The sequence below is a fragment of the Cupriavidus pauculus genome (assembly GCF_022179805.1).
Taxonomy (GTDB): Bacteria; Pseudomonadota; Gammaproteobacteria; order Burkholderiales; family Burkholderiaceae; genus Cupriavidus; species Cupriavidus pauculus_E.
Genome location: NZ_BPUO01000007.1, coordinates 16,984 through 32,978, shown reverse-complemented (window position 1 = coordinate 32,978; position 15,995 = coordinate 16,984). Strand labels below are relative to the sequence as shown.

Sequence of the window (15,995 nt, the reverse complement as noted above, 5' to 3'; positions counted from 1 at the left end):
TCCACCAACGACCGCAATGCCGTCGATCCCGCCTTCCTCCCAGCCTGCGACACTTGCCGAACCCGCCCGCACCGAATCCGGGCGCGACCGCATGACACGAGGCGAATTGCGTGCCAGCCTGTCGCTGGCCAGCATCTTTGCCCTGCGCATGCTGGGCCTGTTCCTGATCCTGCCTGTCTTTGCCGAATTCGCGCGCACGCTGCCCGATGGGCATGACGCCCAGCGCGTGGGCCTGGCCATGGGCATCTATGGCCTGATGCAGGCGTTCCTGCATATCCCGCTGGGCTGGCTGTCCGACCGCGTCGGCCGCAAGCCGGTGATGGTGGCCGGGCTGCTGCTGTTCGTGGCAGGCGCGCTGGTTGCCGCCTTTGCCGATACGCTGATGGGCATCACCATCGGCCGCGCGCTGCAGGGCATGGGCGCGATCTCGGCGGCCATCACCGCGTGCATCGCCGACCTGACGCGCGAACGGCATCGTACGAAAGCCATGGCGATGGTGGGCGGCAGTATCGGGCTGACCTTCGCGCTGTCGCTGGTCATCGCGTCGCCGCTGCTGCAGGCCATCGGCATGTCCGGCATCTTCGGGCTGATGGCGGTGCTGGGCGTGCTGGCCATCGGCGTGACGATCTTCCTGGTACCCACCCCGCCGCCGCCGCATCCGGTGCAACTGCCGTTCCGCAGCGTGCTGCTCAATGCCGACCTGATCCGCCTGAACGTGGGCGTGCTGGCGCTGCACGCCAGCCAGGTGGCGATGTTCATGGTGGTGCCGGCCATGCTCGCCGACGCCGGCATGCCGCTGGACCAGCACTGGAAGGTATATCTGCCCGTGGTGCTGGTGTCGTTCCTGCTGATGCTGGCGCCGATGATGGCAGCGGAGCGCTACGGCAAGGTGCGCCCGGTGCTGCTGGCATCGGTAGCGCTGATGACCGCCGTGCAACTGCTGTTTGCCGCTGTTCACGGGCTGTGGGCCATTACCGGCGTGCTGCTGCTGTTCTTCGTGGCGTTCAACGTGCTGGAGGCGATGCAGCCGTCGCTGGTGTCGCGCTACGCCGCCGCCAGCCGTGGCGCCGCGCTGGGCATCTACAACACCACGCAGGCCATGGGCCTGTTCCTGGGCGGCGTGGCCGGCGGTTGGCTGCTCAAGCACGAGGGACGCCCGGCCGTGTTCGTCGGCTGCGCGGCCGTGCTGCTGCTCTGGCTTATAATCGCCTGGAGCATGAAGGCGCCACCGGCCCGCAACAAGGAAGGTGGCCCCGCAGTGGCGGCTTAGACACACTTTTTGACGTATCCGCAAAAGCCCGACACGCTTTTTCCCCGTATCAGCGGTAGCATTCGACACGCGCCCGACGGAGTCTCCGAACGGCGCGTGATGTCGTTTACGGTGGGCAATTCGGGCCGCCGCTTCTGGCTTCTATTTTTTACGCGAATCTCGCACTACGTTTAACGCCGCGCTGAAAGGGCGCGGTCCTTGGAGAACTTCTACATGGCATCGGTCAACAAAGTCATCCTCGTCGGCAACCTGGGCGCCGACCCCGAAACCCGCTACATGCCCAGCGGCGACGCCGTCACCAACATCCGGCTCGCGACGACCGACCGGTACAAGGACAAGCAGAGCGGCGAGTTCAAGGAAGCCACCGAATGGCACCGCATCGCGTTCTTCGGCAAGCTGGCCGAGATCGCCGGTCAATACCTGCGCAAGGGCTCGTCGGTCTATATCGAAGGCCGCATCCGCACCCGCAAGTGGCAAGACCAGGCGGGCCAGGACAAGTACAGCACCGAAATCGTTGCTGACCAGATGCAAATGCTGGGCGCCCGCCAGGGCGGCGGCGGCGGTGAAGAGGGCGGTTACGGCGGTGGTGCCGGTGCCGGCGGTGGCGGTGGTTACAGCCGCGAATCGCAAGGCGGCGGCGGTGGTGGCTACGGCGGCGGTCGCGGCCAGGGCGGCGGCGGCCAAGGCGGTCAGGGCGGCCAGCAAGGCGGCCAGCGTCGCCAGCAGCAAGCCCCGTCGAACGGCTTCGAGGACATGGACGACGATATTCCGTTCTGATCCCGCACCAGGAAACGTTCCACAATAAAAAACCCCGCTCAATGCGGGGTTTTTTATTGGCCGTGGGACACGTCACACAGCATCACCGGAAATCCGCAGAACAAGCCGCCCGCGTGTACCGCGCGACAGCATGCGGTCCATCGCGCCCGGCAATGCTTCGAAGTCGATCAGATTCACCGCCGTCTCCAGCTTGCGCGGGCGATACGCATCGGCCAGCTTTGCCCAGATGACCTCGCGCAGCGGCATGGGGCTATTGGCGTTGATGCCGAGCAGCCGTACGCCGCGAAGGATGAACGGCAGCACGGTCGTATCCAGCTTTGCGCCACCTGCATTGCCGAAGCTGGCCACTACGCCGTCAGGCTGCATGGTGCGCAGCATCCCGCTGAGCACCGTGCCGCCTACAGCATCGATCGCGCCGGCCCAGCGCGCCGCTTCAAGCGGCTTCTGCGATGACGACAGGGCGTCCGGCGAGATGACTTCATTTGCGCCCAGCGCGTGCAGATAGGAGTGCTCGCTTTCCTTTCCGGTCATGGCGGTCACCTTGTAGCCGCGCGAAGACAGGATGTCGATGGCAATACTGCCGACGCCACCGGTCGCCCCGCTGACGAGCACCGGTCCTTTTTCAGGGCTGAGACCATTGTGTTCCATCGAGTGCAGCGCCAGTGCTGCCGTATAGCCGGCCACCCCGATCGCGCTTGCCTCGAAGGGCGAAATCCCCTGTGGCAGCCGCATGACCCAGTCGCCGCGTACACGTGCGTATTGGGCGTGGCCGCCGTCGTGGTCTACGCCGATGCCAAAGCCATGAACGACGACCGCATCGCCGGGCGAAAAGCGCGGATCGGCGGATTCCGCGACGTGTCCGCTCAGGTCGATGCCGCCGGTCCGGGGATATTCGCGAACGATGCCGTTGCGCCCTGCGGCAGCCAACGCGTCCTTGTAGTTGATGCTGGAGAAAGCGACGCGGATGAGGACCTCGCCAGGCGGCAGGTCTTCCAGTCCAATTTCGGTGAACTCGCCGGATACGGTTCCTGTATCGCGTTCCTGGTGCAGACGGTAGGCAACAAATCGGGACATGGCGCGAGTGCTCCTTGAAGGGATACAGGGAGGCTATTCACGACGTCGTCGTTTTGCGATCCTTGTTTCGCTATCTTGGAGCCGCTGGATGCTTGCGATAGGCCACTCGCGCCGACTTTGCCGCGGTCTACCGGCTCACGGCGCTGCGCCTACGTCCCCGCCAGCTCGAAGTCCGGCATCGTGAACGTCTTGTTGTTCATGGCGTCGGTGGCGCCATAAAAGCGCATGGTCGGCATGGGTCGCTTGCCTTCGGTCGGGATCCAGTTGGACTCCAGGCCCGCCGGGGCCTTGGGTCCGACGTAGATCGTCACGCCGCCATCCGCGTTCTTCTTCATCTTGTCCAGGTCGTACGAGGACAGGGTGGTGCGGTTGGAGTCGCTGTAGATGAACGAGAACGTGGCGTGGTCGTAGACGGTGAGCGCCCAGAACTGCTTGACCGGCATGTCGCGCGGTACGTCCACCTTGTACAGCTTGCCGGGCTCTAGCCGCTTGCCGTCCTTGTCGGCCAGGGCGACGCATGTAGTGCGTGGCAGGCGCCGCGCTCAGCTCCTTGGGCATGTAGGTACACCAGAAATACTCGGCGGCGCGCTCGATCAGGTCGATCCGGTCGTCGTAGGTGAAGGTGAAGCGACGGTTGGCATCGGTCTGCAGCAACGACACTTAGTGCCGATCCGGCCAGTAGACGCGCTTCACCATCTCGGTGTCGAACCACTGCTGCAGGAAGAACCAGGCGTCGATCGCCGCCTGGCGCATGGCCCGCTTCGCCGTTTCATCGGGCGTGAACGGCTTGCCCTTCTCGATGCCGAGCGATTTCAGCATCCCCATCATCACCTTGTCCTGCTCCTTCACCGGCTCCACGCTCATGATCTCGTGCATGTCGGCGAAGTGCCGTTCGTCATAGAACGGCAGCGTGGGGTAGCGCTGGTTGGCCGGGTCGACAAAGCGCTGGCGCGGCGGGCTGGCTGCCTCGGACAGGTAGTACATGCGCAGCCGTTGTGCATAGTGGTAGGCGTCTTCCACCGTTTTTCCCGGTGCGCGCACCGAGCGGAAGGCGAGCGCGATCCGGTAGTTGGGCGACGCCACATGCAGATACCCCTTCGGAATCTGGCCTTTGTAGCCCGGCGGCGTGAACACGTACTTGCCACCTTTCCCTTTGTCCATGCCCGAAGGTCCCACGTCGGCAATCGTGTACTGCCACGCGTCCACCACCTGGCCGTAGAGGCTGCCATCCGGCCCGGCCTTCGGCACCTCCAGCACCATCGGTCCCTTGCTCAGGTCGGTGTAGGCGGCGATGTAGGGCGTCGAGCTATTGGCGGTGATGGCCTCGAGCCGTGGCGTCGCCGGCGCGGAGTACGCAATGATGTCGTTGTCCTTCAGCCCGAGGTCCACGAACGCCGCGCGGCGGAACGAATAGATCGCAATCGCTGGCATGTTCCAGAGCACGGCCTCGAAGGCGCGGTGATATTTGATCTGGTAGTCGAAGTCCTTGACGGAGGGCGTGGCGCCCTGCGGCGGTTGTCCGCCCAATGGGCCGCGACTTCCCGGGTCGGCGGCCGTGCCAGCCGGCTGGGCGTCCGCGGCCGTGCCAGCCGTACCGGCCGTACCGGCCAGCGCACCGCCAGCCGTGGAAACCAGAAACTGGCGTCGATCCATTGCAGGGCTCCCGTCTTCGGATGGCAGCCCTGCCGCGATGGTCGGCTTGCCGCCAGAGGTCATGTCTTGCGTTACTTGCCGGCCCGCTCGAACTGCGGAAGCTTCCAGGCGCCCGAGATCACGGCGTCCTTCGGCTGGTAGATGCGCAGGATCGCGTAGAACCCGCCGGCCGGCGATGGCAGCCAGTTGACGCCCTCGGCCGGCCGTCGCGGCGACACCGTTACCGAGAAGCTGCCATCGGCGTTCTTGCGGATGCCGGCGGTGTCGCTGCCAAGCTTGTACCGGTTGATGGGGTTGTCGATCAGCATCTTGGTCTTGGCGTCGTAGATCGTCAGCGACCAGAAGGCGTTGGTGGGCGGCTCGCTGGAGAACCGCACCACGTAGTCGTTCGCCCCGTCCAGCGGCTGGCCCGCCTGGTTGGTATAGCGAATCGGATACACCGCTTCCTTCTCGCCCTGTCCGCCAAGGTAGGGGCCGGCCACCACCGCGCGCAGTGGATAGTCGTAGCCAAAGCTGTCCATGCCCAGGACGTAGTTCCAGCCCTCGCGCGCTTCCGACGATTGGGATACGGCCGCTACCGGGATCAGCGGGGCGTCGTTGATGGCCCGCAGCAGGCCCTTGCGCTGGCTGTCGTTGAGCTTGCTCGGGTCGAAGCCCTTCTCGGTCAGACCGATCCGCGCGAACTGCTCGGCAAGCCCCTTGTCGTCGGTGCGAATCGGGTTGTCCTTCAGCGCCACGCCCAGGTGCTTGTAGAACCCAAGCGGATCGTTACCGATATCCGGCAGCGGCGCGAGCGAGGCGGCAGGTGCCTTCCAGTCCTTCTTGCCCACCGCCGACAGCGGACGCAGGTCAAACGCATCCTGCAGGGCGTGAAGCTTCTTCATGTCCTCGCCCGGAGAGACCCGCATGCGGCCCCAGAGCCACACCTTGCTGGTCTTGATGTCCAGCCGCTTGACGCCGGCGGGCAGGGTGCCGCGCCATCCTGGCGGAACCAGCGCAAAGCGGCCAGCCTTGGTACCCGTCACGCGGCGGCCAACGTAGTGCTCCAGCTCCTGCCACATGTTGAAGGTGTCCACCACGTAGTAGCGGCCGCCAGTGTCCGGAACGAGAGGATGTAAGGTTCGCGGGACAGGTCCACCATCGCGCTCAGGTACGTGGTGTCATTGTTGGCGGTGGGCATGTCCAGCGCCGATGGCGTGGCCAGGTCGCGCGCCCAGCCGATCTGGTTCAGCGGGGCCCGATAGCTGGTGGACGGCTTTGGATTGGGCACATCGGTGTATTCGCGGGCCACGCGCTCCATCCGGACCAGCGGATAGCCCCAGACATACGCCGCCAGGCCAAGCTGGTAGGCATCGTACTCATTCCCCTTGGCGACGTTTTCCGGGGTCCCGGCCGTTTCCAGCAGGGGATCGGGCCAGTCCTTGGCCTGACTTGCCGGGATCACCCCGCAAAGTACGGCTGCTGCCAGACACACGCTGAGATGCTTCGAGAGCCTTGTCATCGGGATGCTCCTTTAGCCTGGCCAGGGACGGTATCGGCCTATGTTCAATCTGACCGAGTATGCCGAGCCGGCCTCCCCAAATGCTACCGCCTGCCCATTTTTCGCAAAGTTTCAGATCGCTTCCGAAATCATTCATTTCGCAAATTGCCGAGCCTTATGCACCATGGACATCATTTGGCAAAAGCGGGTCAGTCAGATACGGCTTGCCATACCACGGAGTCCGCAATGAACGCAGCGTTCGACTGGTTCCGGCAGGTTCTTCAGCATCATCCAGAAGTCACCTTCTTCCTGGTGTTAGGCCTGGGTTATGCGCTCGGCAAGCTCAAGATTGGCAGCTTCACGCTGGGCGCCGTCACCGGAACGCTGCTCGCGGGCGTACTGGTCGGCCAGTTGGGACTCAAGATCTCCGGTGAAGTGAAGCAATGCTTCTTCTTGCTCTTCCTGTTTTCCATCGGATTTCGCACCGGGCCCCAGTTCTTTCGCGGCCTGCGCAGCGATGGCCTGCAACAGGCCTTGCTTGCGGCCATCGTTGCGACGTCTGGCCTTGTCGTGGCGTTCGTCGTCAGCAAATTATTCGGCTACCAGGCGGGCACCGCAGCGGGCGTGGTGGCCGGATCGCTGACCGAGTCGGCCACCATTGGTACGGCGAGTGATGCCATTTCCCGGCTGGCGCTTTCTGAAGCCGAGCGGCAGTTGCTGACCAACCAGATTCCTGTCGCCTTTGCCGTCACCTATCTGGTGGGTGTGATCGGCGCGGCGTGGATTCTCAGCCAACTCGCGCCCCGGTTGCTGGGTGTGGATCTTCCAGCGGCGTGCCGCGAGCTGGAAAGCAAAATGGATGGCAACGCGTCGCAATCCATGCCGAGCAGGCGGGAGTTCGAGATTCGCGCCTACCGGATTGACGAGGGTTCGTCGCTGGTGGGGGTGGTCATTGAAGCGCTGGAATCTGCCACGGGACGCCCGCGCATTTGCGTGGAGCGCCTGCGGCGCGCAGGCGCGGTGACGCGCGTGACGCCAGAAATTGTCCTGCGCGAGGGCGATGCCTTCAGCGTATCTGGCCGACGCAGCTTTCTGGTCGAACGCATGGACGGCACGGATTCCGGCTTGAGCGAGATCGATGATCGGGAATTACTGGACGTGGAAGTGGAATCACTGGACGTGGTCATCACCTCCAAAGAGGTCGACGGCCGGAGACTCGGCGACCTGGCTCACGAGGAAGGGGCGCGCGGCGTATTTGTGGTGCGCGTGTTGCGCTCGGGCACGCCGGTAATGCTCTCGCCGGAAACCATCCTCAATCGCGGCGATGTCGTGTCGCTGGTGGGTGGCGTGAGAAGTGTGGAAGGCGCGGTAGGAAAACTTGGTGTCGCCGATCGGGCGACCAATGCGACCGATATGGTGCTGGTATCGCTGGGCATCGTGGCGGGCGCACTGATAGGCGTGCCGGCATTGGTGCTTGGCGGCATCGAGATCGGCTTGTCCCTTAGCGTGGGGGTGCTGCTCGGCGGGCTGGTTTGCGGCTGGTTACGGTCCGTGCAGCCGCGCCTGTTCGGACGTATTCCGGGGCCGACGCTTTGGGTATTCGAATCCATCGGGTTGACTGGCTTCGTGGCCATCGTCGGCCTGAATGCAGGCCCCGACTTCGTCAAAGGGCTGCAGTCCAGTGGCCTGTCGCTGCTGATTGCCGGTGCGCTGACCGTCAGCATCCCCATGCTGATCGGTGTTTTCGTCGGGCACAAACTCATGAAGATGCATCCGGGCGTGATGCTGGGCGTATGCGCGGGCGCATCGACGGCGACGCCCGCGCTGGCCGCCGTACAGGAGGCGGCCAAGAGCGCGGTGCCTACGCTGGGTTACGGCGTCGCGTATGCGGTGGGCAACGTTTTGCTGGCGCTGTGGGGAACGGTGATCGTGGCGCTGGTGTCATGACGGCGCGTCGGCTGAGCGACGCGCATACGTTGCTGCCGAAGGTCAGAAGTTCCAGAGCATGCCCACGCGGAACGTCCTGGGCTCGGCCGGGTGGATGTGGTGGTCGTTGATGCCCGTGGCCACGCCGTTCGCGTCGACCGGCGACGTTTCCCCCTTGAGCAGCGACGCGTAGTAGTAGTCGATGTCGTTCACGCGCTTGCCCAGCACGTTCAGCACTTCAGCAAACACGCGCACGTTTTTCATGACGCGATAGCCCACCTTCATGTTGACCAGGAACGAGGACGCCGAGCGCACGCTGTTGTCTTCGACCAGCGGACGCGGGCCGAAGTAGCGGGCGCGCGCGCCGAACGACCAGCGGCCGCGATTGAGCGAGGCGCCCATCGATGCCGTGGTCTGGATCGACTCGGGAATGTACTGGCCAGCCTCGTTGAAGTCGCGGTAACGCGCACGCGAGTACGCCCCGTCCGCGTCAAGGATCAGTCCGGCGAGCGGGCCATCCTGCGGCGCATAGTAGGCGGCCAGTTCCACGCCGGTACGGCGGCTTGCCGGCCCGGGCTCCGTGGTGCCGCTGTCGCCTGAGTAGACCAGTTCCGAACCGATGTCGAGGCGCCACAGCGATGCCGAAACTTGCAGCCCTGGCGCCAGGCGCGTGGTGCGGACACCCAGCTCGTAGCCCGTTGCAGGCACCAGCACGCTGACGCGCTGGGCCGGATCGCCACTGACGGGATCGACGGTCGTGGTGGCGCCGCGGACGTCGTTGCTGTGATAGCCACGCCCCCAGTTCAGGAATACCTCGGTTTGCGCTGCCGGTGAGACTATGACGCTCAGCTTCGGGCTGACGATATGGTCGGTGCCGTTGCCCGAGTTCAGCGGATTGCTGCTGGAAACGCCGTACCAGAACTGGTCTGCGCGCACGCCCGCGACGGTGCGCAGCCAGGGCAGCCACTCCGTCGTGTTGCGCAGGTACAGCGCCGCGCTGGTCTCGTTGACGGTGTCCGTGCGTACGTTCTCGTAGACCTGGCGTGCCTCGGAGTTGGATAGCAGGATGGGATCGAGCCGGTCATAGCGAACCTGTGCGCCGACCTCGGTTTCGGTATCGCGCTGGCCCAGCTTGCCGAACCAGAGCCGCGAGGCGTTGACGCCCGTGGTGACGCGGTTCTCGAACTGCTCGAACTGGTCGCCGCGCTCGGGGTTATTCAGTGCATAGGTGAAGTTCGAAAATAGCTGCAGCCGGCTCTTGATGACGTAGGCGTTGGCCTTGAACAGGCCGTCGTCCAGCGGCCTGAGCCAGTCGGTGGACAGGCTGTACCGCGACGAGTAGCCTCCGTCGGTGGGATCGATATTGCCCCAGCGCGAGATCAGCCCTTCGCTGATGGCCCGCGAGGGGACCTGGTCGGTCGAGTCCCAGCTATTGCGGTAGGCCATGGCGGTCACGCCGATCCGTTCGCCGCCGCCCAGCGGCACCGTGTAGCGCATCACACCGTTGAGCTTGCGCACGCCCTCGGGCAGGTCCCATGGGCCGTTCTGGTTGAGCAGCTCGAAGCCATAAAGCAGCGTGCCGGCACCCACCTGATTGGAATTGGCAACGACGGCGCGCCGGTACTGATGCTGGCCAAACTCCAGTTGGGCAATCCCCTGGGGCAAGCTGGACACATAGTCCATGGACACCGCACCAGCGGTGGCGAAGTCGCCTTGCTCGGCAAAGTAGGGGCCCTTGCTGTAGGCGATGCCGTTGACCAGCTCCGGGATCACGAAGTTGAGGTCGGTGTAGCCCTGGCCGTGCGCGTGCGTACGCATGTTGACCGGCATGCCGGCCACGGTGGTGGCCAGGTCGGTGCCGTGGTCCAGATTGAAGCCGTGCAGGAAGTACTGGTTCGCCTTGCCGTCGCCGCTGTGCTGCGTGACGATCAGGCCGGGCACGGTTTCAAGCAGTTCGGCGGGGCGCAGCAGCGGGCGATTCTCCAACTGTTCACGCGTGACGAAGCCCTGGTTGGCGGCAACGCTCGTGTCCGCCGTTGCAGGCGGTGCGATGCTTGCGTGGACAGTGACGGCGGGAAGGTCCGAGGCCGGCCGCTGCAATCCGCCAGCCAGGCTATGCAACGGGATGGTCAGCAGGCTGGCTGCAATGGCTGGTGGAACAAGCTTGCCCGGGCGCATTTCCAGCCTGCGGCCCGGGAAGGTGAATCGGCTCATGTTTTTATTCTGTGAAAGTGTATGAAGATTTATGCAAACTTCATACCATGAGCCGCGCACCGAGATGGTGCGTCTTCGGGCAAGGTCAGTCAGGGGTGGTGATGTCTATGCGGGTGCGGGTGGGTGTGCGACTCGTGTCGCATGGCATCGGGCTCGGTCATGACCAGGTTCAGATGCGCCTGGCGTACGCCGCGCTCGCTGCTGATGGCGTTGGCGAGCTTGCGTACGGCGCTGGCCGGCCCCCTCAGGATCACGGTCTCGAAACAGGCGTCCTGGTCGAGATGGGCGTGCATGGTCGATACGGTGAGATCGTGGTGATCGTGCTGGATGCCATTGAGCCGCTCCGCGAGGTCGCGCTCGTGATGGTTGTAGACGTAGGACAGGTTGGCGACGCACGGGCCGTCTGCATCGACCGACTCGCGCCAGTGATCCAGGTGGCCGCGCAGGATGTCGCGCACCGCCTCGGAGCGGTTGCCGTAGCCCCGCTCGGTAATCAGCCGGTCGAACTCGTTGGCAAGGGCGTCGTCGAGGGAGATGGTGAACCGTTCCATGACAGGGGATGGCAATTGCGGATCGGTGACGTTACCACGCGCGGCGGGCGGCCACATCAGTGGCCGCCATGACCGGGGGAGAATTACAGCACCACAAACACAAACCAGAGCACCACCGGCGCGACAATCGTCACGAGCATCCCGTACACCATCAGCTTCCTGAAGAACGCATGCCGGTCCACCCCCTGCGCGTTGGCCAGTACCAGCGCGCCGTTGGTGGAGAACGGGCTGACGTCGACAATCGTCGATGAGACGGCCATGGCGGCGATGAAGCCGATGGCGCTGACGTCGGAACCCTGCTGCAGGAATGGCACGGCCAGCGGGATCAGGGACCCCAGCACGGCCGTCGACGACGCAAAGGCTGACACGACGGCGCCGACGACGCACAGCAGCAAGGCGGCCATCATCGGCGAGGCCAGGCCCGCCACGCTGTTGCCGACGAAGGCGATGGTCCCCATCTTTTCCATGACGCCCACGTAGGTGCTGACGCCGACGATCAGCATGATCTCGGGCCACGATACCTGGGTCAGCGCCGCCTTCTGCATGTTTGGCGACACCAGCGTTAGCAGCACCGCGATCGACAGCGAGACAAAACCAATATCGAGCTTGAAGTAGAGCGTCAGCACCGACAGCGCCAGCAGGCCGAGCACCGTCAGGTACTGGTAGGGCGTACCGGGCTGCCGTGCCTCCGCTTCCATGCTGCCGCCTACCGGCGAGGCGCCGCCGCCGATGACCGCCGCGGCGCGGGCCTGGAACGGCAGGTCCATGGCGCCAACGCCGCCGGCTGCCGGCACGGCTTGCCGTTGCGACGATGTGCGCATCAGGCGCATGCCGCCCAGCGCGACGAACAGGCCCAGCGCCACCAGCAGGTTCACGCCCAGGCTGGCGAACGCCGTGGCCATTTCATTGAGCGGCAGGCCGGCTTTCTCGACGATCTTGTTCGTGATGCCGCCATAGATGCTGATCGGTGAGAAGCCGCCGCCCTGGGCGCCATGCACCACCATCAGCCCCATCATCAGCGGATTGATGTTGTAGCGCGCGGCAAAGCCGAGTGCGATGGGCGCGATGATGGCCACCGCGGCCGGGCTGACGGCGCCCACGGACGTCAGCAGCGCGGCGATGCCGAACATGATCCACGGAATCGCCGCGATGCGGCCGCCCACGGCGCGCACGGCAAGCCTGACGAGCCAGTCGATGGTGCCGTTGTTTTGCGCCACCGCAAACAGGTACGTAATGCCGACCAGCGTCAGGAACAGATCGGCGGGAAAGCCCATGAGGATGGTCTTGGCCGGCATGGCGCCCAGCGCGGTGCCGACCAGGAAGGCGCCCACGAATGCCAGCGCCCCCATGTTCACGGGTAGGACGGTGGCGATCACGAACATTAGTCCGAGGACCGAAATCGAAACAATGTGCTGCAACATAGCCTGCTCCCTGGCCAGGCAGCTTTGCGGGAAAGCTGCCGCCATTGCTAAACATTCGAAAGAGGTGATGCGTGGCCGGTGGGAGCGCTAGGGCGCGCGGCGGCTAGGTGCGGGGTTCAGCATGAGTGTCTCCGGAACGTTGTATTGGCCGCCGCTGTGGTAACCAGGGCGTGCGCGTCTTGTCCGTAACAAGATAGGGAAGCGCGCCGCCCGCATCAATAACGCCGGTCTGGCGAACATTACGGTCAGCGAAAGCTTTGGCGTGGCACCCGGTGCCGTCAGGGTTTGCGGCGCCGGACGCGCTGTAGAATGTCGGCCTGTTGACCACCTTGGATCGCATTGTTGGCGATCCGCTACCCGAAGACCCGGCCCGCCAAGTGGACGATTGCTCACGCATTCGGCTCCCTTCGCGACCCTCCCGCCGGATTCGCGCCTACTCGAAGCCATGAAAAAAATAGCTGCCGTTCTCCTGATCTCCGGTCTCTCGTTGCTTGCCGCCTGCGGCAAGAGTGATCCCAAGCCCGCCGCCGCGCCGGCCGCCGCCGCCACCAGCATCGTCGTGGGCCTGGACGACAACTTCCCGCCCATGGGCTTCCGCGACGCCAACAACCAGCTGGTCGGTTTTGACATCGACATGGCCAAGGAAGCGGCCCAGCGCCTGGGCATGACGGTGGAATTCAAGCCCATCGACTGGAGCGCCAAGGAAGCGGAACTGAACGGCAAGCGCGTCGACGTGCTGTGGAATGGCCTGACCATCACCGAAGACCGCAAGAAGAACATCAGCTTCACCGACCCGTACATGACGAACCACCAGATCGTGATCGTCACCGAGAAGTCGCCGATCCAGGCCAAGGCCGACCTGGCCGGCCGCATCGTTGGCGCGCAGGACGGCAGCAGCGCCGTGGACGCCATCAAGAAGGAAGCCAGCCTGGCCGCGAGCATGAAGGAACTGAAGACCTTCGGCGACAACGTGACCGCGCTGATGGACTTGTCCGCCGGGCGCCTGGACGCCGTGGTGGTGGACGAAGTGGTGGGCCGCTACCTGGCCAGCAAGCGCGCCGGCGAATACCGCGTGCTGACCGAGAACTTCGGCACCGAGGACTATGGCGTGGGCGTGCGCAAGGACGATGCCGCGCTGCTGGAAAAGCTGAACAAGACGCTGGCGTCGATGAAGCAGGACGGCACCGCAGGGCGCATCGCCACCCAGTGGTTCGGCGCGGATATCACCAAGTAAGCACGGCCCGGTCGCGGGCGGCGCGGGGGCGCGTCCCCTGCCTCGCCCGCGCCTGACGTTTCAGCATGGACTACGTTCTTTCTCTCCTGCCTCCGATGTTGGACGGTGCCAAGGTCACCCTGACCCTGTTCGCCATCACGCTCGGGCTGTCGGTGCCGCTGGGCTTGGCGCTGGCGCTGCTGCGCATTTCCGCGTGGAAGCCGGTCAGCACCCTGGTCAACGGCTATATCTGGCTGATGCGCGGCACGCCGCTGATGCTGCAGATGCTGTTCATCTACTTCGCGCTGCCTTTCGTGCCGTACGTCGGTATCCGGCTGCCGGACTTTCCGGCGGCGGTGGTGGCGTTTGCGCTGAACTACGCGGCGTACTTTGCCGAGATCTTCCGGGCTGGCATCCAGTCCGTGGAGCGCGGCCAGTACGAAGCCAGCAAGACGCTGGGGCTCAGCTACTTCCAGACCATGCGGCGCATCGTGCTGCCGCAGATGATTGGCCGTGTGCTGCCTCCGGTCAGCAACGAGACCATCACGCTGGTCAAGGACACGTCCCTGATTTACGTGCTTGCGCTCAACGACATCCTGCGCACCGCGCGCAGCATTGTGCAGCGCGACTTCACGACCACCCCGTTCCTGGTGGCCGCACTCTTCTACCTGGTCATGACGCTGGTCCTGACCTGGCTGTTCCAGAGCCTCGAAAAACGCTATGCCAAATACGATCAATGAGAACGGCGGCATGAACGCGCTCCCGTTGATGGTGGCGGCGCGCGACATCCACAAGTCCTTCGGGGCGCTGGAGGTGCTCAAGGGCGTCTCGTTCTCGCTGCGCAAGGGTGACGTGACGGCGGTGATCGGGCCTTCCGGCTCGGGCAAGAGCACGTTGCTGCGCTGCCTGAACCACCTGGAGATCATCGACCGGGGCACGCTGGAGATCGAAGGCGAGGTGCTGGCATCGACCGACGGCAATGGCGTGAGCTATGCCAAGGGTGCCGACCTGCGCCGCATCTGCGCCAAGATGGGCATGGTGTTCCAGTCGTTCAACCTGTTCCCGCACCTGACCGTGCTGCAGAACCTGATCGAAGCGCCGATGACGGTCAAGGGCATGCCGCGCGACCGCATCATTCCGTTTGCCGAGGAACTGCTGCGCAAGGTGGGCCTGTTCGACAAGCGCGACAGCTATCCGTCGCGCCTGTCCGGCGGCCAGAAGCAGCGCGTGGCCATTGCGCGCGCGCTGGCGATGGAGCCGGACATCATGCTGTTCGACGAACCCACGTCGGCGCTGGACCCCGAGCTGACCGGCGAAGTGCTGCGCACCATGCGCCAGCTTGCCGAAGAGCACATGACGATGATCGTGGTCACGCACGAAATGGGCTTTGCCCGCGAAGTGGCCAACCACGTGGTCTTCATGGACGGCGGCAAGGTGGTGGAGGAAGGGGCGCCGGAGCAGGTGTTCGGCGCGCCGGTCCACGCGCGTACCCGGGAATTCCTGACGCGCGTGTTCTGAAGCGCGGAAACTGCCGGTCGGCGTCGCCCCCGCTTCTACCCCTGAAGCAGGGGGTTGCCCGGCGTCACGGAAGTGACACATTGCACGCTTACATTTCGTTCGAACATGAAAATTGAGCGAACGAGCGTCGATGAGTCTGACCCCGCGGCAACGTGAAATCTTCGGCTGGCTGAACGATGCCGGCTACCTCAGTACCGAGCAGCTGGCCAGCCGCTTTGGCGTCAGCAGCCAGACCATCCGGCGCGACATCAATGAACTGAGCATGCAGGGCCTGGCGCGCCGCATGCACGGCGGCTTGAGCCTGCCCGCCAGCCAGCACAACATCAGCTACCTGCAGCGCAGCACCGCGCACGTCGAGCGCAAGCGCCGCATTGCGGCCGGCGCGCTGGCCATGCTCGAAGCGGATGCCACCGTATTCCTCGGATATGGCACCACCGTGACGGACTTTGCGCGGGCGCTGCCCGCCGACCTGCCGCTGCGCGTGATCACCAACAACCTCGGCGCCGTGCACGCGCTGGCCGACAAGCCCCGGATCGAAACCTGGGTCACCGGCGGGCGGCTGCGCGCCGGCGATCTCGACGTAATGGGCAGCGCCACGCTCGATTTTGTGCGGCGGTTCCGCGCGCACCTGGCGATCTGCGGTGCCGCCGGCATCGACGAGGACGGCACGTTCTACGAATTCCAGCCTGAAGAAGCCGAGCTGAGCCAGGTGCTGCTGTCGCACAGCCATCTGCGCGTGCTGCTGGCGGACAGCAGCAAGTGCCTGCGCAACGCGCCGTGCCGCGTAGCGGGCCTGGACCAGATCGACCACCTGTTCACCGATACCGAAGCCACCGACGCACTGCCGACGTTGCCCGCGCTGTGCGAGCGTGCGGGCGTCACGCTGCATCTGTGCTGA

At 64.8% G+C, this 15,995-nt stretch carries 14 protein-coding genes and 1 pseudogene; 7 read left to right on the top strand and 8 right to left on the bottom strand.

What is annotated here, in order from left to right; translation table 11 throughout:
- Window positions 1-16: 16 nt before the first annotated feature.
- A complete protein-coding gene (locus tag MFF62_RS15430; RefSeq protein ID WP_238264005.1) occupies window positions 17-1,270 on the top strand; it encodes an MFS transporter in 1,254 nt (417 codons plus the stop codon).
- Between the two features lie 213 nt (window positions 1,271-1,483).
- Entirely contained in the window at window positions 1,484-2,047 is a 564-nt protein-coding gene (locus tag MFF62_RS15425; protein ID WP_238264004.1) for a single-stranded DNA-binding protein, read from the top strand.
- Between the two features lie 72 nt (window positions 2,048-2,119).
- On the opposite strand, the gene MFF62_RS15420 is transcribed toward MFF62_RS15425, so the two are convergent.
- The 5 genes and pseudogenes from MFF62_RS15420 to MFF62_RS15400 all read right to left on the bottom strand — a co-directional run.
- Complete coding sequence (locus MFF62_RS15420) at window positions 2,120-3,121, bottom strand: oxidoreductase (protein ID WP_238264003.1); 1,002 nt, start codon at window positions 3,119-3,121, stop codon at window positions 2,120-2,122.
- A gap of 149 nt (window positions 3,122-3,270) precedes the next feature.
- Window positions 3,271-3,582: a DUF1214 domain-containing protein gene (locus tag MFF62_RS15415; RefSeq protein WP_238264002.1), complete on the bottom strand. Its 312-nt coding sequence runs from the start codon at window positions 3,580-3,582 to the stop codon at window positions 3,271-3,273.
- 199 nt (window positions 3,583-3,781) lie between these two features.
- Complete coding sequence (locus MFF62_RS15410) at window positions 3,782-4,774, bottom strand: DUF1254 domain-containing protein (protein ID WP_238264001.1); 993 nt, start codon at window positions 4,772-4,774, stop codon at window positions 3,782-3,784.
- A gap of 71 nt (window positions 4,775-4,845) precedes the next feature.
- Entirely contained in the window at window positions 4,846-5,295 is a 450-nt protein-coding gene (locus tag MFF62_RS15405) for a DUF1214 domain-containing protein (RefSeq protein WP_238264378.1), read from the bottom strand.
- A gap of 378 nt (window positions 5,296-5,673) precedes the next feature.
- Window positions 5,674-5,954, bottom strand: a pseudogene (locus MFF62_RS15400) (DUF1254 domain-containing protein); the annotation flags it as partial.
- A gap of 546 nt (window positions 5,955-6,500) precedes the next feature.
- Here MFF62_RS15400 and aspT point away from each other — a divergent pair.
- Window positions 6,501-8,201, top strand: coding sequence for an aspartate-alanine antiporter (gene aspT, locus MFF62_RS15395; protein ID WP_238264000.1), 1,701 nt, complete (start codon window positions 6,501-6,503; stop codon window positions 8,199-8,201).
- Between the two features lie 42 nt (window positions 8,202-8,243).
- On the opposite strand, the gene MFF62_RS15390 is transcribed toward aspT, so the two are convergent.
- The 3 genes from MFF62_RS15390 to MFF62_RS15380 all read right to left on the bottom strand — a co-directional run bounded on the left by MFF62_RS15390 (window position 8,244) and on the right by MFF62_RS15380 (window position 12,366).
- Complete coding sequence (locus MFF62_RS15390) at window positions 8,244-10,358, bottom strand: TonB-dependent receptor (protein ID WP_238264377.1); 2,115 nt, start codon at window positions 10,356-10,358, stop codon at window positions 8,244-8,246.
- Between the two features lie 125 nt (window positions 10,359-10,483).
- Window positions 10,484-10,960 carry a nickel-responsive transcriptional regulator NikR gene (nikR, locus tag MFF62_RS15385; protein ID WP_238263999.1) on the bottom strand — a complete coding sequence of 159 codons (477 nt, stop codon included), beginning with the start codon at window positions 10,958-10,960 and terminating at the stop codon, window positions 10,484-10,486.
- Between the two features lie 68 nt (window positions 10,961-11,028).
- Window positions 11,029-12,366, bottom strand: a complete 1,338-nt coding sequence (locus MFF62_RS15380) for an SLC13 family permease (protein ID WP_238263998.1) — start codon at window positions 12,364-12,366, stop codon at window positions 11,029-11,031.
- Window positions 12,367-12,811: 445 nt separating this feature from the next.
- On the opposite strand from MFF62_RS15380, the gene MFF62_RS15375 reads away from it, so the two are divergent.
- The 4 genes from MFF62_RS15375 (at window position 12,812) to MFF62_RS15360 (ending at window position 15,995) form a co-directional block, all read left to right on the top strand.
- The gene (locus MFF62_RS15375) at window positions 12,812-13,600 is read left to right on the top strand and encodes an amino acid ABC transporter substrate-binding protein (RefSeq protein ID WP_238263997.1); all 789 of its coding nucleotides are present in this window, start codon (window positions 12,812-12,814) and stop codon (window positions 13,598-13,600) included.
- A 65-nt stretch (window positions 13,601-13,665) separates the two neighbouring features.
- Window positions 13,666-14,319 carry an amino acid ABC transporter permease gene (locus tag MFF62_RS15370; protein ID WP_238263996.1) on the top strand — a complete coding sequence of 218 codons (654 nt, stop codon included), beginning with the start codon at window positions 13,666-13,668 and terminating at the stop codon, window positions 14,317-14,319.
- 28 nt (window positions 14,320-14,347) lie between these two features.
- The gene (locus MFF62_RS15365; protein WP_238264376.1) at window positions 14,348-15,097 is read left to right on the top strand and encodes an amino acid ABC transporter ATP-binding protein; all 750 of its coding nucleotides are present in this window, start codon (window positions 14,348-14,350) and stop codon (window positions 15,095-15,097) included.
- 130 nt (window positions 15,098-15,227) lie between these two features.
- Window positions 15,228-15,995, top strand: coding sequence for a DeoR/GlpR family DNA-binding transcription regulator (locus tag MFF62_RS15360; RefSeq protein ID WP_238263995.1), 768 nt, complete (start codon window positions 15,228-15,230; stop codon window positions 15,993-15,995).

Coding starts and splice junctions, on each gene's coding strand:
- MFF62_RS15430 (WP_238264005.1), top strand. CDS start 17: ATGCCGTCGATCCCGCCTTCCTCCCAGCCTGCGACACTTGCCGAACCC.
- MFF62_RS15425 (WP_238264004.1), top strand. CDS start 1,484: ATGGCATCGGTCAACAAAGTCATCCTCGTCGGCAACCTGGGCGCCGAC.
- MFF62_RS15420 (WP_238264003.1), bottom strand. CDS start 3,121: ATGTCCCGATTTGTTGCCTACCGTCTGCACCAGGAACGCGATACAGGA.
- MFF62_RS15410 (WP_238264001.1), bottom strand. CDS start 4,774: ATGGATCGACGCCAGTTTCTGGTTTCCACGGCTGGCGGTGCGCTGGCC.
- MFF62_RS15405 (WP_238264378.1), bottom strand. CDS start 5,295: ATGGACAGCTTTGGCTACGACTATCCACTGCGCGCGGTGGTGGCCGGC.
- aspT (WP_238264000.1), top strand. CDS start 6,501: ATGAACGCAGCGTTCGACTGGTTCCGGCAGGTTCTTCAGCATCATCCA.
- MFF62_RS15390 (WP_238264377.1), bottom strand. CDS start 10,358: ATGCGCCCGGGCAAGCTTGTTCCACCAGCCATTGCAGCCAGCCTGCTG.
- MFF62_RS15380 (WP_238263998.1), bottom strand. CDS start 12,366: ATGTTGCAGCACATTGTTTCGATTTCGGTCCTCGGACTAATGTTCGTG.
- MFF62_RS15375 (WP_238263997.1), top strand. CDS start 12,812: ATGAAAAAAATAGCTGCCGTTCTCCTGATCTCCGGTCTCTCGTTGCTT.
- MFF62_RS15370 (WP_238263996.1), top strand. CDS start 13,666: ATGGACTACGTTCTTTCTCTCCTGCCTCCGATGTTGGACGGTGCCAAG.
- MFF62_RS15365 (WP_238264376.1), top strand. CDS start 14,348: ATGGTGGCGGCGCGCGACATCCACAAGTCCTTCGGGGCGCTGGAGGTG.
- MFF62_RS15360 (WP_238263995.1), top strand. CDS start 15,228: ATGAGTCTGACCCCGCGGCAACGTGAAATCTTCGGCTGGCTGAACGAT.